This is a genomic window from Pseudomonas sp. DVZ6 (genome assembly GCF_024259445.1).
Lineage (GTDB): Bacteria > Pseudomonadota > Gammaproteobacteria > Pseudomonadales > Pseudomonadaceae > Aquipseudomonas > Aquipseudomonas peradeniyensis.
Genome location: NZ_JANCLM010000001.1, coordinates 182,329 through 198,101, shown reverse-complemented (window position 1 = coordinate 198,101; position 15,773 = coordinate 182,329). Strand labels below are relative to the sequence as shown.

The following is a 15,773-nucleotide window of genomic DNA, read 5'->3' as shown; positions in this document are numbered from 1 at the left end:
GCAGGAACAACTTCATTGCCTGACCTGACGCCATCGCGGGGCAAGCCCGCTCCTACAGGGTCATGGCTGCCGGCTGCTGCTCCAGCAACGACCATCCCCCCTGCCCGTCCACCTCCAGGCGATGGGAGTGGAACCCCGCCAAGGTACTGCGGTGCCCGACACTGACCAGCAGCGTCGCCGGCAGCTCCGCACGCAGCAGCGAATACAGCGCATGCTCCAGCCCTTCATCCATCGCCGAGGTGGACTCGTCAAGGAACACCACCTGCGGCCGGTTGAACAGCACCCGGGAGAACGCCAGGCGCTGCTGTTCGCCCAGCGACAGAATCCGCGACCAGTCGCGCTGCTCGTCCAGCCGTTCGGCCAGATGGGCGAGGTTGACCTGGCGCAGGGCCTGCTGCATGCGTGCATCATCCCCGGGCACGCCCTGTGCCGGGTAGGCGATGGCGGTGCGCAGGTCGCCCAGTGGCAGGTACGGGCGCTGCGAAAGGAACAGTGCCTGCGTCCCCAACGGTCGCCTGACCTCGCCCTCGGCATAAGGCCACAGGCCCGCCAGGGCGCGCAGCAAGGTGGTCTTGCCGCTGCCCGAAGGTCCTTTGATCAGTAGCGCCTGACCGCTATGCAGGCTTAGATCGAGATCAGCGATCAACGCATGGCCATCGGGGCGTCGCACCTGCAAGCCATGAATCCCCAATCCATGAGCCTGATCCACGGTGGCCACGCGCGGCAAGGCGCTGGCCTGCTGGTTGGCATCGAGAAAGCCTGTCAGACGATCGAGGGTGGCTCGGTACTGGGCAAAGGTGTCGTAGGACTCCCGGAAGAACGACAGCGAATCCTGCACCTGGCCAAACGCCTGGGCGGTCTGCATCACATCGCCGAGTTTGATCGCGCCGCTGAAGAAGCGCGGCGCCTGGAGGATGAACGGGAACACCACCGCCACCTGGCTGACGCCCAGGTTGAAGCCGCTGAACTTGAGGTTTCGAAACACCAGCGCCCAGGCGTTGCCGATCAGCGCGAAGAAGCGCCCGAGCAAGGTGCCCCGCTCCACCTGCGCGCCCTGGTAGAAGGCGATGTTCTCGGCGTTCTCGCGCAGACGCATCAAGGCGTAGCGGAAGTTGGCGGTGAGTTTCTCGTTGAGGAAGTTCAGGCGGATCAGCGGCTGGCCGAGGCGGAAGGCGATCCAGGTGGCGACCAGCACATAGACATACACGGCGAACACCATCGCCCGGGGGACTTCGACGCCGGCCACTTCAAGCGGCGCCGACAGGCCCCAGAGAATGCCGGTAAAGGCCACCAGCGACACCAGCGCGCTGACCGCCCCCAGCGCCAGCGACACGGAGCCGCTGACGAAGGCGTTCACATCCAGTTCGATACGCTGGTCGGGGTTGTCCACCGGTTCGGCAAGGAACTGCCCACGGTAGTAGGCATCGCCGTGCATCCAGTCGGCGGTCAGGCGCTCGGTGAGCCACACCCGCCAGCGGATGTTGAACGCCTGGGTGACGTAGAAGGCGAACAGCGAGCGCAGTACATGGATGGTCGCCAGCACCGCGAACACCCCGAGCAGGTACCAGAACGCGGTCTGGTCCAGTGCCTGCAGGGCGCTGTAGAAGCCGTTGTACCAGAACGAGAACAGCACGTTCAGGCGCACCGCGAACAGCGTCAGGACCAGCAGCAGCGCAAAAGCCAACAAGGGCCGCCAACTGCGGCGCAAGCTGAAATAAGGTCCGGCCAGTTGCCAGAACTGAGCCCCCCAGCGGGTGTAGCGCACAGCCAGCAAGGCGGTAATGGTGAAGCAGACAAGGGTGACCAACGAGGCGATTGCCAGCCAGCTCAGGCTCTCTTGCAGGGCCTGGTGCCAGTTCATGTCCATGGTGCGCGTCCGTAGAGGCTATTTTTGCGAGCGTAGCACCGGACCTGCATTAACCCTGCAAACATGACGGACATTTCATCTTGAATCTGTTCCGGCCCATCGCGGGGCAAGTCGCATCGGCGCACCGCCGCTCCCACAAAAACGCCAAGCGGGGTTCGTGGGAGCGGGCTTGCCCCGCGATGGGCCGGAACAGGCTAAATCACCGCCTGGCCCAATGCCTCCCTGACCTTCTGATCCAATCCCTCTCCTGCGTGGGCCTCGGTCCACTCCTGCAACTGCCGACGCATCGCCGGCGTCCAGAAGCTCTGCAGATGCTGCCTCACCCCCTGCACCGCCTTGGCATGATCCGGCTCGCTGTCGAAGTAATGGGCGATCTGGTTGGCCATCTTCACCAGATTGTCACTGCTCATCGGCGCACCTCCGCCGCTTCCGCTTGCCGGCGCTCCTTGAGCAACCTGCGCTGCTCGTCACTGAAGCGCTGGTAGCGTTTCTGCCACTCCGACGGCTGGAACACCTTCGCCACCTCCACCGCAGTGACCTTGTATTCCGGGCAGTTGGTGGCCCAGTCGGAGTTGTCGGTGGTGATCACGTTGGCGCCGGACTCGGGGAAATGGAAGGTGGTGTACACCACCCCCGGCGCCACCCGACCGCTGACCCTGGCACGCAGCACGCTCTGCCCGGAGCGACTGCCTATACCCACCCAGTCGCCGTCGCTGATACCCCGACTCTCGGCATCGCTGGGGTGGATCTCCAGGCGGTCCTCGTCGTGCCAGGCGACGTTGTCGGTGCGCCGGGTCTGCGCGCCGACGTTGTACTGGCTGAGGATGCGCCCGGTGGTCAGCAGTAGCGGGTAGCGGCTGTTGACCTTCTCGTCGGTGGGCACGTAGCCGGTGAGCATGAAGCGCCCCTTGCCGCGCACGAACTGGTCGATGTGCATGGTCGGCGTGCCGTCGGGCGCGGCGTCGTTGCACGGCCATTGCAGGCTGCCGTGGCGGTCGAGTTCGGCATAGCTGACCCGGCGGAAGGTCGGGGTCAGGCGGGCGATCTCGTCCATGATCTCGGAGGGATGACGGTATTGCATGGGGTAACCCAAGGCACCGGCCAGGGCCACGGTGGCCTCCCAGTCGGCCTTGCCGGCCAGCGGTTCCATCACCTTGCGCACCCGCGAGATACGTCGCTCGGCGTTGGTGAAGGTGCCGTCCTTCTCCAGGAACGAGCTGCCTGGCAGGAACACATGGGCGAACTTGGCGGTCTCGTTGAGGAAGATGTCCTGCACCACCACGCACTCCATCGCCAGCAGCGCGGCCGTGACATGCTGGGTGTTGGGGTCGCTCTGGGCGATGTCCTCGCCCTGGCAGTACAGCGCCTTGAAGCTGCCGTCCAGCGCGGCCTCGAACATGTTGGGAATGCGCAGCCCCGGATCAGGCTGCAAGGTCACGCCCCAGGCCTGCTCGAACTCGGCGCGCACACTTTCGTTGGAGATATGCCGGTAGCCGGGCAGCTCGTGAGGGAACGAGCCCATGTCGCATGAGCCCTGCACGTTGTTCTGCCCGCGCAGCGGGTTCACCCCAACCCCTTCGCGGCCGATGTTGCCAGTGGCCATGGCCAGGTTGGCGATGCCCATCACCGCAGTGCTGCCCTGGCTGTGCTCGGTCACACCCAGGCCGTAGTAGATCGCCGCGTTGCCGCCGGTGGCGTAGAGCCGGGCGGCGGCGCGGATCTGCTCGGCGGGCACGCCGCACACCGGGCCGAGCACTTCAGGGGCGTTGTCGGGCTGGGCGACGAAATCGCGCCAGCGGGCAAAGTCCTCGGGCTCGCAGCGGGCGTCGATGAAGTGCTGGGCCAGCAGGCCTTCGGTGACAATCACATGGGCCAGGGCGTTGAGCATTGCCACGTTGGTGCCCGGTCGCAGTTGCAGGTGCAGCTCGGCGCGGGCGTGGGGCGAGTCGACCAGGTCGATGCGGCGCGGGTCGATGACGATCAGCCGGGCGCCCTGGCGCAGCCGGCGCTTGAGCTGCGAACCGAACACCGGATGGGCGTCGGTGGGATTGGCGCCGATCACCAGCACCACGTCGGCCTGCATCACCGAGTCGAAGCTCTGGGTGCCGGCGGACTCGCCCAGGGTCTGCTTGAGGCCGTAGCCGGTCGGCGAATGGCAGACCCGCGCACAGGTGTCGACGTTGTTGTTGCCAAAGGCCGTGCGCACCAGCTTCTGCACCAGGTACGCCTCTTCGTTGGTACAGCGGCTGGAGGTGATGCCACCGATGGAATCGCGCCCGTACTTGAGCTGGATCCGCCGGAACTCGCTGGCGGCATAGGTCACCGCCTCGTCCCAGCTGACCTCCTGCCACGGGTCTTCCAGGCGCTTGCGGATCATCGGTTTGGTGATGCGGTCCGGGTGCGTCGCGTAACCCCAGGCGAAACGCCCCTTGACGCAGGCATGGCCATGGTTGGCGCCGCCGTTCTTGTCCGGGACCATGCGCACCAGCTGCTCGCCCTTCATCTCGGCGCGGAACGAGCAACCCACGCCGCAGTAAGCGCAGGTGGTGATCACCGCCCGTTCGGGCTGGCCGAGCTGAACCAGGCTCTTCTCGCTCAAGGTGGCGGTCGGGCAGGCCTGCACGCAGGCGCCGCAGGACACGCATTCGGAGCTGAGGAAATCGTCGCCGCCGGCCGCCGCCACCCGTGAGTCGAAGCCACGCCCGGTGATGGTCAGGGCGAAGGTGCCCTGGATCTCCTCGCAGGCACGCACGCAGCGGTTGCAGACAATGCACTTGCTCGGCTCGTAGTCGAAGTACGGGTTGGACACGTCCTTCTGTTCGCTCAGGTGATTGGCGCCGTCATAGCCGTAGCGCACCTCGCGCAGGCCGACCTGGCCGGCGACGGTCTGCAGCTCACAGTTGCCGTTGGCCGAGCAGGTCAGGCAGTCCAGCGGGTGGTCGGAGATGTACAGCTCCATCACGTTGCGCCGCAGGTCGGCCAGGCGCGGTGTCTGGGTGCGCACCACCATGCCTTCGCTGACCGGCGTGGTGCACGAGGCCGGGTAGCCGCGCATGCCGTCGATCTCGACCATGCACATACGGCACGAGCCGAAGGCCTCGAGGCTGTCGGTGGCGCACAGTTTGGGAATGCTGGTGCCGAGCAAGGCGGCGGCGCGCATCACCGAGGTGCCGCCGGGCACGCTGATCGAACGGCCATCGATGACCAGGCTGACCTGCACGTCGTTGACCCGCTCCGGGGTGCCCAGGTCGATATCGCTGCGGGGGTCGAAGTAGTTGATCATTGCGCGGCCTCCAGGCCGAAATCGGCGGGGAAGTGCTTGAGCGCGCTGACCACGGGGTACGGGGTCATCCCGCCCATGGCGCACAGCGAGCCGTATTGCATCGTGTCGCACAGGTCGCGCAGCAGGCCGGCCTGGCTCGCGCGGTAGGCCGGGTCGGTACTCGCGATCAAGCGGTCGACCACCTCCACGCCACGGGTCGAGCCGATCCGGCACGGCGTGCACTTGCCGCAGGACTCCTCGGCGCAGAACTGCAGGGCGAAGCGGGCCATGCCCGCCATGTTCAGGGTGTCGTCGGCCAGCACCACGCCACCGTGGCCGAGCATCGCGCCCAGGGCGGCGAAAGCCTCATAGTCCAACGGGGTGTCGAATTGCGCGGGCGGCACCCAGGCGCCCAGCGGGCCGCCGACCTGCGCCGCCTTGATCGGCCGGCCACTGGCGGTGCCGCCGCCGTAGCCTTCCACCAGCTCACGCAGGGTCAGGCCGAAGGCGCGCTCCACCAAGCCGCCATGGCGGACATTGCCGGCCAGCTGGAACGGCAAGGTACCCGTCGAGCGGCCCATGCCGAAGTCGCGGTAGAACGCCGCGCCCCTGGCCAGGATGATCGGCACCGAGGCCAGGGTAAGCACGTTGTGCACCAGGGTCGGCTGCCCGAACAGGCCCTCGAGCGCCGGCAACGGCGGCTTGGCCCGGACGATGCCGCGCTTGCCCTCGAGGGATTCGAGCAGCGCGGTTTCCTCGCCGCAGATGTACGCCCCGGCCCCCACCCGCACCTCGAGGTGGAAGGCCACGCCGCTGCCGGCGACATCCAGATAGCCGGCCTCGCGGGCCAGCAGGATGGCCTCGTTCAAGGTACGCACGGCATTCGGGTATTCCGAGCGCACATAGATATAGCCCATGCTCGCCCCCACGGCGAGGCCGGCGATGATCATGCCCTCGATCAGCAGGAACGGATCGCCCTCCATCAGCATGCGGTCGGCGAAGGTGCCGGAGTCGCCTTCGTCGGCGTTGCACACCACGTACTTCTGCCCGGCCATTGCCTGGCGCACGGTACGCCACTTGATGCCCGCGGGGAACGCCGCGCCGCCCCTGCCCCGCAACCCGGAGTCGAGCACCGCGGCGACCACTTCGTCACCGTCCAGCAGGGTGGCCTGGCGCAGGCCTTCAAAGCCGCCGTTGGCGTGATAGTCGTCCAGCGACAGCGGCCGGGTGATGCCGGCGCGGGCGAACAGCAGGCGTTGCTGGGACTTCAGGTAGGGAATCGCTTCCACCGGCCCCAACGCCAGGGCATGGCTACCGGGATCACCCGCCAGGGCATCAAGCAGCCCGGGCACATCCTCGGGGGTGACCGGCCCGAAGCCCAGGCGGCCTTGGGCGGTATCCAGCTCCACCAGCGGCTCCAGCCAGTACAGGCCACGGGAGCTGGTGCGGTTGATATCCAGCGTTAAGCGCCGCTGCGCGGCTTCGCGGGTCAACGCCTCGGCCACCTGGTCGGCACCGACGGCGCAGGCCAGCGAATCGCAGGGGATGCACAGGTTCAGCATGCCTTCACCTCCTCGCGGCAAGCGGCCACCAACGCCTGCAGGCGTTCGGGGGTGACGCGGGCGTGGAGCCGGCCATCGAGTTCCAGGGCCGGCGAGCAGGCGCAGGCGCCCAGGCAATACACCGGGCGCAGGTCGAGCGCGCCATCCTCGGTGCGACCGTGGTCGTCCAACCCAAGCTGCTCACGCAACTGCGCGGCCAGCGCCTCGGCGCCGCGGCTCTGACAGGACTCGGCGCGGCACAGACGCAGGGTATGGCGGGCCGCTGGCGTGGTACGGAAATCGTGATAGAAGCTGATCACCCCGCGCACCTCGGCCTGGCTGAGGTTGAGGGCATGGGCGATCTCGGCGACGGCGCTGTCGGGAATGTAGCCGGCGCCGGCCTGGATGGCGTGGAGGATCGGCAAGAGGGCGCCGGGAGTGTCCTGCTCACGGGCCAGGACGCGTTGGATCAGGGGCAGGTGGTTCAAGTCATCAGGCATACAGCAGACCTCGGCATCCCGGGGCGGCCCGTTGGCGGGCGGCGGTCCGGCGGTGTTCAGCTGCGGTGCGGGCCAGGTCACGGTGGCGGCAGGCCGGGCACCCTCGTTGTCCCTGGCCGGGCGTCTTGCTGCGCTCGGTCCACGGGCATCCTCAGAGCATGGCAGTTATTGCGCGAGGGGGTTGTGCGCGGGCGACCCGGCGCGTCCTGAAACCGACCACCGGAGGATGAGGAATGGCCTGTGTAGGAGCGGCCTTGTGCCGCGAAAGGGGCGCGGAGCGGCCCCAGGATTTCAGCATTGATGCAACGATCGCCGGGGCCGCTTTGCGGCCCTTTCGCGGCACAAGGCCGCTCCTACAAGGAGAGCGCTGCCGGTCAGTCCAGCACTACATGGGGCAGGAAGCGCGAGCTGTCCTTGGTGATCAGCGAGTCGTCTTCACGAATGCCGATCCCCGAGGCCAGGTCGCCGATCACCCAGGAGCCGATCAGGGTGTAGCTGTCGCCGAACTTCGGCAACGGCGCGAAGCCCTGGAGGATGTACGGCGCATCGTCGTAGGGACCGTCCTCGAACACCCGCTGGTCGTCGTCGGTGCGAATATCCACGTTGGCCCCCTCGCGGGAAAAGTACGGCTTGCGCACCCAGCCCTTGGGCACCGGGCGCCGAGGGTCTTCGTCGAGGAACGCCGGCAGCAGGTTCGGGTGCCCTTCGTGCCACTCCCACAGCAGCGGCAGGATGCCCTTGTTGGAGATCAGCGACTTCCAGGCCGGTTCCACGAACTGGGTATCGCAGCCGGCGATGGCCTGGCCGAAGTCCTCGTGGAAGATATGCTCCCAGGCATGCAGCTTGAACAGGCGCGGAATCGGCCGGCCTTCGAGGTCGACGAAACGCCCCTCGCCGTTCAAGCCGATGTCCTCCACATCGATGTGCCGGGTACTGATACCCACGTGCCCGGCCATCTTGCGCAGAAAATCCGTGGTGCCACGGTCTTCGACCGAGCCGGCAATGGCCGAGAAGTAGAACGGGCTTTCGCGCTCGAAGGCGCCAAAGGCCCGCACCAGGTCCTCGGCCAGGGTGTTGAACTGGCTGGCATGGGCCGGCAGCACGCCGCGCTCGATCTGCTGCTCCAGCCAGATCAGCTGGAACGCCGCCGCCTCGTACAGCGAGGTCGGCGTGTCGTAGTTGGCCTCGATCAGCTTGGCCGGGCCGTGGCCGTCGTAGCTGAAGTCGAAGCGCCCGTAGAGGTGCGGATGCCCCTCTTTCCACGAACGGCGCACCAGGTCGAAGAACGCCGGCGGGATCGCCAGGCGGGTCATCAACGCCTCGCTGTCGACGATGCGCTCGACCGCATCCAGGCACATGGCGTGCAGTTCCTGCGTGGGCGCCTCCAGGTCACGGCTGACCTGGGCCTCGCTGAACTGGTAGTAGCCGCGCTCGTCCCAGTAGCGCTCACCGTCGATGGTGTGGAAGGAAAAACCTTCGCGTTCGGCGGTGGCGTGCCAGTCCGGGCGTTCGTCGATGCTGATCTTGCGCATGCTCAACCGCCGAAGCTGAAGCCGCCGCTGCTCTTGCCGCCCCAGCCGCTGCGCGCAGTGGCCTGGCTGCCGAAGCCGCCGCGGGAGATCGACGAGGACACACTGGAGCGGGTCGAGGTTTTGGATCTGTAACTGCTACCGCCGGAGCTGCCGGAGTAGTAGCTGCTGTAGCTGCCGCCACTCTGCTGGGCCTGGTCGGAGCGCTCGAAGCGCTTGCCCTGGTCGATCTGCTGGCCGAGGGTGGTGGTGCGGTAGTCGCCGCGGCTGTCGCGGTACTGGTACACCGGCTGCGAGTAGTACTGGCGGCTCCCGCCACTCATCATCTGACCGAGCAGCAGGCCGGTAAGCAGGCCGTTGAAGTTGCTGCCACCGCTGACGGCCTGGCCGCTGTTCTCGACCTGGGCGCGTGCCGCGTCGACCTGCGACTGGCTCACTTCGCCCGACACCGCCAGCTCGAACCCACCCAGGCGCGGCATGTAGCGGCCGTCGCTGGTGACCTGGCAGTAGTCCGGCACGAAATCGGCCTCGCAGGCCGCCTTGTCACCATAGGTCGGGGCGACCCGGCGGTGATCGGCCAGCGCCTCCATGTAGGCATCGGAACACACATCCACCGGCATCTTGTCATCGACGCAGGCCTGGACAGTGGTGTAGTTGCTGCGCTTGCTGACCGTGTAGGTCTCCTCGGGCGCGCTGCACGCGGTAAGCGCCAGCGGCAGGGAGCTGGCCAGCACCAGCTTGACGGAACTTCGTCTCATGTAGGGCTCCTTGCGCGCAAACGGCTCAGACCGACGGGGTCATGCAGGCCGAGTTGAGGAAGCCCACGCTGATCGCCACGGCGGCGGCGTAGATCGCGGCGGCCATTTCGCCCTTGGCGATTCGGCTGGCCAGGCCCTTGAGCACCAGGCTGGTGATGCCGAAGGCCAACAGCTGCACCACCGCGGCGATCACTACCCAGACCACGAAGTCGAGCAGGCTGACGCTGTAGGCGATGATGTTGCTGGCCGGCAGCGAGAAGCCGATCAGCGCGCCGCCCAGGGCAATGGCCGCGGCGCTGTTGTTGTCGCGGATCAGGGCGAACTCGCGGTGCGGGGTGAGGTGCGTATAGATGAACTGGAATACCCAGAACAGCACCAGCGCCACGCTGATGTAGAGGATGAAGCCGATCACTGCCTGGGCGTTGAGCGACATGCGAAGAGCGTCGAGCATGGTGAATCCTTGTCAGATGACGTTGAAGTCCGTTGATTGCAGGGTGACACCCACCGAAGTGGTCAGGCTGACATTGCCGTCCTCGTCCTCCTCCACCGACAACAGGAGGAATTCGCGGCGATCGGTCAGGCCAGTTTCGCGGGCATACAGCATCGACAGGTGCTGGATGCGGTAGCTGGTTTCGGGGCTGGTGACCCACTCGCTGATCGGCGTCAGCTCGGTCTGCCCTTCCTCGCTGCCCCACTGGCGGACGAACTCGTAGCCTTCATGCTCGTAGTACGGCAGGCCGATGTTCGACTCAGGACCGACCAGGCGCTTGAGTTCGGCGTCGCTGCTGACCGGCACCACGCTGTAGTAGCCGAACAGGATGATATCGCGCACATCGTCGGCCGACGCGCCGTTCATCACCACCTGCAGCCAGTAGTCCTCGTCTTCCATGTAGAAGCGCGCCAGGCGCACCGACTGGCCGAGGTCGACCTCACCGACGGCCCAGACCACTTCCTGACCGGGCACTTCCAGCTCGCTATGGCCATCGAGCAGCAGCTTGAGCGAAGGGTCGAGCTTGAGCATGCGCCCGCTGCCCAGGCCGAACGGCAGGTTGCCTTTGACCGGGCTGCCGGCGGCAGGTTTGGGGGCTTCGAAGCCCATGAAGCGTTTCAACCAACCCACGGGGCATCTCCTGGGTGAGAGGGTGACGGAACCGGAGCCAATGCAGGCGCTGAAGCGAACAGGCAGAGCCTGTGGGGAGAAGGCGACATTGAAGATCCCTTGGGTCGCGGCAGTCCTTTGGCGGGGGCGACACGATACTGCTTTTCGTGCGCTCCGCCAACAGGTCTGCGGCAGGGTTTTGCGCCAGCCTGGCCGGCCTTATCGCGGGGCAAGCCCGCTCCCACAAAGCCGGTGCAGATTTTACCCGTGGGAGCGGGCCCCTACAAAGCCGGTGCAGATTTTACTCGTGGGAGCGGGCTCCTACAAAGCCGGTGCAGATTTTACTCGTGGGAGCGGGCTTGCCCCGCGATGAGGCCGGCCCACTCAGCGGATCACTCCGCCGGCTTCGCCGCCTTGGCCTTCAATCGCGCCAGCACATCGTCGGCGCCGCTGTTGCTGGCACCGATGCCGGCCGACTTCAGGCGTGCCTCAAGGTCGCTGCCATCGGCCTTGCCCGCCAGCTCCGCCGCCGCTTCCAGCTCGGCAGCACGCTCGCTCTGACGCTTCTTGATGCGGTCCAGCGAGCCGACCGCCGTTTCCAGGCTGCCATTGGCGCCGCCGGTGGCCGACGCCGCGCTCACCTGGGCACGCTGCACGCTCTCGCGGGCCTTGACCAGGTCCACCTGCTGCTTGAGGCCCTTGATCTGCGCCTCGGTCTTGCTCACGGTGGCGGTCAGGGTCGCGACCGACGCGCCGAACTGGTCGGCCAGCGCCTGCTCGGAATCGCGCTGGTTGGTCAGGTCGGCGATGCGCGCCGCGCATTCGTGGGCCAGGCCTTCCTCGCCCTTGTCCAGGGCAGCGATGGCTTTCTGTTCCCAGTCGCCGATGGTCTTGTCGAACTCGGTGATGCGCTGCTGCGCGGTCTTGTGCTTGGCCATGATCTTGACCAGCTGGTTGCGCGCATCGATCAGGTTGTTGTCCGCGTCGCGGATCTCCTGGTCGAGGATGCGCAGGGCCTGGGAGTCGACGATCGCCTCACCGACTTCCGAAGCGCCGCCACGCAGGGCGGTGACGATCTTTCTCAACAAACTCATGGGGCAATCTCCGGAATCAGTGGGTGAAGTAGTCTTCGAAATCTTCGGCGGCGGTGATGACGTTGTCGGCCAGGGTGTGGATCTCCTGGACGATGTTGTCCAGCGACGAGGCCGCGCTCAGGGCACCGAACATGGTGTACACCGACTCGCCCGAGGGCAGCGTGTGCAGGCCGATCGACGACAGCGGGAAGACATCGCGGGTGCGCAGCACCGCATCGTTGAAGGCTGCCGCATCCTTCACCTGGCTGGCCTCAACCAGCAGCGTGTCGACCAGGATCTGCTCACCGGCCACGGCGATGTACAAAGGCAGGCCGTCCAGTTCGTTCATCACCAGCTTCAGGCTGGGTTCGGCGCCCTGTTGCAGGGACAGGCCGATCGCGCCGCCGCGTACATCCTCCAGGCCCTGGAGGGCGCCGTGCAGCGATTCGATCGTCCAGTGGTTGTGCTCGGTCATGAAATCCTCCGTTCTGACCTGTTTGCCCGTGAGGGGCTGACGTAAAGCCTTCTCGATACCGCGCAAGGCGGCGGCATGCTCTGGCAGGATCCACAACTCACGCTTGACCAGGCCCGCGGCCTTGAGCCGGGCGCGCATGTCACGCATGTAGTCGGTGGAGCTTTTCTTGCCTGCCATCGAGGGGTGTCCTTGTCTCACATGTGAGGTACGTTACGCCTGGATTGTGACGTTCGCAAGTCTCACATGTGAGCCAGCTCGGCAGAACGAAGCGGATGACTCAGAGCGCCAGGATCGCCTGTGCCAGCGCCCGGTCCGACACGCCAGGCTCATCCAGCACCTGGCGAATCCGCGTAAACGCCGCCTCCATGCGCGCACTGCGAATGGCGCCATCGCTGGCGACGAACGCCGCAGCGTCATCCTTGGCGGCAAGGACAATCTTGTCATCCTTGAACGAGCTGCTGGTGCCTTTGCTGGCGCTCATGCTCAGGCTGACGGTCATGTCAGTGGTCATCACGAAACTGGTGGCCTGGGCCTGGCTGGTGAGCAGGCAAGCGAACAGACCGAGCAGGTGGAACGGCTGCGGGATATTCATGAAACTCTCGAGGTGGCTTGAGGGGAGCGCACCCTAGCAATGACGCGCCTGCTGCAACTTCATGAGCTTTGCAAAGGATTGTTAAAAAGTGCGAAGCCGATCACCCAGAAGCTTGCCCGACACCGTTAACAGTCTTTGACAGTTTCCCGACAAAGCTGCCAAAGATTGCCGCAGAGCCGCTCCCTAGCATGGCGCCATCAATCCTCATCGAGTGTCGCCATGTCTGTATCGAATCGTTTGCTGCCCCTCTCCTGCGCTTGCCTGCTGCTGTGCGCCACCGACCTGCGCGCCGGGGACTGGCAGTATCGCCTGAACGCCGGCATCGCCAATGCCCCTCGCTACAGCGGAGCCGGCGAACGGGCCACGGCACCGCTGCTCGGTGGCAGCATCACCAGCCCCGCCGGCTTTTTTCTCGACACCAGCAAGGGCCTGGGCTGGGCTCACGAAGGCGACACGTTCGACCTTGGGGTGCGAGTGGGCGCCAGCACCGCGCGCAAGGATCATCGCTCCGGCTTCGAAGGTTCGGACAGGCTCGACGGCATGGGTTCGATCAAGTCGCGGCCGCAATTGGGGCTCGACGCTGCCTACCACCTCGGCCCATTGACGCTGGCCGCCAACTTCGAGCACGCCCTGGAGCAGGACAAGGACAAGCCCGACACCGGCTCGGCCTACAACCACCTGAAACTGAGCCTGGGTATGCAACTGTACAAGGGCCGCATCGGCGAGTTGGTGGGCAGCGTCAACAGTCAGTTCGGCGACGGCGACTATATGCGCACCTGGTATGGCGTAAGCCAGGCCCAGGCCGCAGGCAGCCAGTTCCACGCCCACGATGCCCGTGGTGGCCTGATCAGCCGCGGTGGCGAGCTGTCCTGGAGCATGCCCTTCGACGAGCACTGGCACATGGCGACCGTGCTGGCGGCGGACTACCTGAACGACGATGCTGGCGATAGCCCTCTGGTCGAAAAGCGCCTGCAAACCTCACTGGTTACCCAGATGACCTATACCTTCTGACCTTTTTCAGGCGTCCGGGCAGTCTCGCCCCGGACAGGCCAGATCATGCGCAAGGACGCGCCCCCAGCCGCCGCATCGCCCACCTGCGCGTAACCGCCGTGGGACTGCGCCACCCGCCGCACCAGCGCCAGCCCAAGGCCAAAGCCCCCGGTACGCCGGTCACGACTGCTGTCGAGCCGCGAGAACGGTTCGAAAATCCTGTCCCTGCCCGCCACCGGCACACCCGGCCCGTCATCGTCGACCTGCAGCCGGTACTCACCGCCGCTGCATGACAGCGAGACGTGGATATGCCCTTTGGCATAACGGATGGCGTTGCGCAGCAGATTGATCACGGCCCTGGCCAAGAATCGCGGCTCGATACTCAAGGTCTCGACCTGACACGGTGCCAGATGAATCTGCACGCCGCTGGCCTCGGCTTCCAGGGTTACGCTGGCAATCACGCTGTCCAGCCAGCTGCCGGCCTCGACCGATTGCAAGCTCATGGCGGTCGCTCCGTGCTCCAGGCTGGCGTAGGTCAGCAGCTCGGACACCATGTCTTCCAGCTCACCCAGGTCGGCGTACATATCGCCGATCAACTGGTGGGCGCTGGCCGGGTCCGGCAGTTTCCTGAGCTGGTCGAGCTCGAAGTTCAGGCGTGCGATGGGTGTGCGCAACTCATGTGAAACCGCGTTGGTCATTTCGCGCTGGTTGGCGATCAGCACTTCGATACGCGCGGCCATCAGGTCGAAGTGCCCCGCCACATCGCTGATGCTCGAACGCCGCGGCATGCGCACACGCGCCGACAGGTCGTTGTCGCCGAAGCGCTGGGCGGCCAGGCGCAGTTTCTCCAGGTCGCGCCAGTGTGGCCGTACCCAGAAATACAACACCACCCCCAGCAGCAGTGCCAGCATCAGGTAGGCCGTGCCGATGTATACCGGCATGAAGTTGGGTTCGCGCGGCAGCTTGACGCTGAGCAACTGGTCGCCGTCATCGATGCGGCTGAACAGCTGGGTGTACTGCTCGCGCAGCACCAGCTGGCCCTGGGCCAACTGCGCGTATTCACGCTCGCTCAGCGCCAACTGGTCACGCCGCACAAGATCCAGCCCCAGACCGTAGGCCGGTCGCAATCGCTCCAGGCGCTGTGCGCGCTGCTCGCCCTGTACGCCACGCAGTTGTTCGACCAGCGCGTGAACCGTGCCGCGAAAGGTCTCGCGACTGGCCGCCTCCATCTGCGGGGCGAGCAGCGCATCCAAGGTATGCTCGACCGTCTGCAGCGCCACCACCAGGCCAACCGTCAGTATCAGGTACAAGCCCAGGAACAGGCGCAGCATCTAGCGCTCCCAGGCGAACGGGTTGAACAGGTAGCCCTTGCCCCAGACGGTCTTGATCCGCGTCGGTTCACGCGGCGTGTCGTTGAGCTTGCTGCGCAGCTTGCTGATGTACACATCGACGCTGCGGTTCATGCCATCGAAGTCGATGCCGCGCATCTTGTTGAGGATATCGTCGCGAGACAGGATCACCCCGGCATTGCCGGCCAATAGCTGGAGCAGGTCGAACTCCATGGTGGTGCACTCGACCGGCTCGCCCCCCAGGGTCACCTCGCGACACACAGGGTCTATTTTCAGTTCGCCGAACTCCAGCGCCCCGCCCGTGCTGCCCTGTGGCACATGACGGCGCTGCAAGGCGCGCAAGCGCGCCAGAAGTACCGGTGGCTTGATGGGTTTGATCACATAATCGTCGGCACCGGACTCCAGGCCCAGGATATGGTCCAGGTCATCCTCGCGGGCGGTGAGGATCACGATTGGCGTGTCGCTGAGCGCGCGGATCTCGCGGCAGACATGCAAGCCATCCTTTCCGGGCAGCATCAGGTCGAGTACCACCATCGACGGCCGGAACTCGACGAACGCCTGCCGCGCCAGGTCGCCGCGATGAACTTCGCGCACTTCGAAGCCATGTTGCGACAGGAAGGTCGCGATCAGCCCGCAGAGCTTCACGTCGTCCTCCACCAACAGCACCTTGCCTGGGCCAGAGCCATCCATCATCACGCGTTCCAGTCCTTAGAGAAGTGCGTGCATTATGCCCTTGCG

15 protein-coding genes are annotated in these 15,773 nt (G+C 65.8%); 1 reads left to right on the top strand and 14 read right to left on the bottom strand.

The annotated features are described in order from the left end of the window. Positions 1-52: 52 nt before the first annotated feature. From NMG10_RS00825 to NMG10_RS00770, 12 genes are all read right to left on the bottom strand, one after another. Positions 53-1,867 (bottom strand): ABC transporter ATP-binding protein/permease, encoded by a 1,815-nt coding sequence (locus NMG10_RS00825; protein WP_254463481.1) that lies wholly within the window; start codon positions 1,865-1,867, stop codon positions 53-55. Between the two features lie 194 nt (positions 1,868-2,061). Beyond that, the gene (locus NMG10_RS00820; protein WP_234561542.1) at positions 2,062-2,277 is read right to left on the bottom strand and encodes a formate dehydrogenase subunit delta; all 216 of its coding nucleotides are present in this window, start codon (positions 2,275-2,277) and stop codon (positions 2,062-2,064) included. After that, a complete protein-coding gene (gene fdhF, locus NMG10_RS00815; RefSeq protein WP_254463479.1) occupies positions 2,274-5,150 on the bottom strand; it encodes a formate dehydrogenase subunit alpha in 2,877 nt (958 codons plus the stop codon). The genes NMG10_RS00820 and fdhF overlap by 4 nt, the downstream gene beginning before the upstream one ends. Continuing rightward, positions 5,147-6,691: an NADH-quinone oxidoreductase subunit NuoF gene (locus NMG10_RS00810; RefSeq protein ID WP_254463477.1), complete on the bottom strand. Its 1,545-nt coding sequence runs from the start codon at positions 6,689-6,691 to the stop codon at positions 5,147-5,149. The genes fdhF and NMG10_RS00810 overlap by 4 nt, the downstream gene beginning before the upstream one ends. Then, entirely contained in the window at positions 6,685-7,170 is a 486-nt protein-coding gene (locus tag NMG10_RS00805; protein ID WP_203647415.1) for a formate dehydrogenase subunit gamma, read from the bottom strand. Before NMG10_RS00805 ends, NMG10_RS00810 begins: the two co-directional genes overlap by 7 nt. Before the next feature lie 374 nt (positions 7,171-7,544). Then, positions 7,545-8,702 (bottom strand): glutathionylspermidine synthase family protein, encoded by a 1,158-nt coding sequence (locus NMG10_RS00800; RefSeq protein WP_203647416.1) that lies wholly within the window; start codon positions 8,700-8,702, stop codon positions 7,545-7,547. Positions 8,703-8,704: 2 nt separating this feature from the next. Next, positions 8,705-9,457, bottom strand: a complete 753-nt coding sequence (locus NMG10_RS00795) for a DUF1190 domain-containing protein (RefSeq protein ID WP_203647417.1) — start codon at positions 9,455-9,457, stop codon at positions 8,705-8,707. 25 nt (positions 9,458-9,482) lie between these two features. Continuing rightward, positions 9,483-9,908 (bottom strand): DUF350 domain-containing protein, encoded by a 426-nt coding sequence (locus tag NMG10_RS00790; protein WP_028692698.1) that lies wholly within the window; start codon positions 9,906-9,908, stop codon positions 9,483-9,485. Between the two features lie 12 nt (positions 9,909-9,920). Next, on the bottom strand, positions 9,921-10,577 hold the full coding sequence (locus tag NMG10_RS00785; protein WP_203647418.1) for a DUF2491 family protein: 657 nt from the start codon (positions 10,575-10,577) through the stop codon (positions 9,921-9,923). 371 nt (positions 10,578-10,948) lie between these two features. Then, positions 10,949-11,650 (bottom strand): PspA/IM30 family protein, encoded by a 702-nt coding sequence (locus NMG10_RS00780; protein ID WP_203647419.1) that lies wholly within the window; start codon positions 11,648-11,650, stop codon positions 10,949-10,951. Between the two features lie 16 nt (positions 11,651-11,666). Beyond that, a complete protein-coding gene (locus NMG10_RS00775) occupies positions 11,667-12,281 on the bottom strand; it encodes a YjfI family protein (RefSeq protein ID WP_254463475.1) in 615 nt (204 codons plus the stop codon). A 100-nt stretch (positions 12,282-12,381) separates the two neighbouring features. After that, positions 12,382-12,696: a DUF2388 domain-containing protein gene (locus tag NMG10_RS00770; protein ID WP_232855838.1), complete on the bottom strand. Its 315-nt coding sequence runs from the start codon at positions 12,694-12,696 to the stop codon at positions 12,382-12,384. A gap of 219 nt (positions 12,697-12,915) precedes the next feature. Between NMG10_RS00770 and NMG10_RS00765 the strand changes: the two genes are divergently transcribed. Further along, positions 12,916-13,707, top strand: a complete 792-nt coding sequence (locus NMG10_RS00765; RefSeq protein WP_232855837.1) for a MipA/OmpV family protein — start codon at positions 12,916-12,918, stop codon at positions 13,705-13,707. Here NMG10_RS00765 and NMG10_RS00760 read toward each other — a convergent pair. Further along, entirely contained in the window at positions 13,695-15,017 is a 1,323-nt protein-coding gene (locus tag NMG10_RS00760) for an ATP-binding protein (RefSeq protein WP_234561535.1), read from the bottom strand. The genes NMG10_RS00765 and NMG10_RS00760 overlap by 13 nt on opposite strands. Further along, positions 15,018-15,725: a winged helix-turn-helix domain-containing protein gene (locus tag NMG10_RS00755; RefSeq protein ID WP_232855918.1), complete on the bottom strand. Its 708-nt coding sequence runs from the start codon at positions 15,723-15,725 to the stop codon at positions 15,018-15,020. Positions 15,726-15,773: the final 48 nt, after the last annotated feature.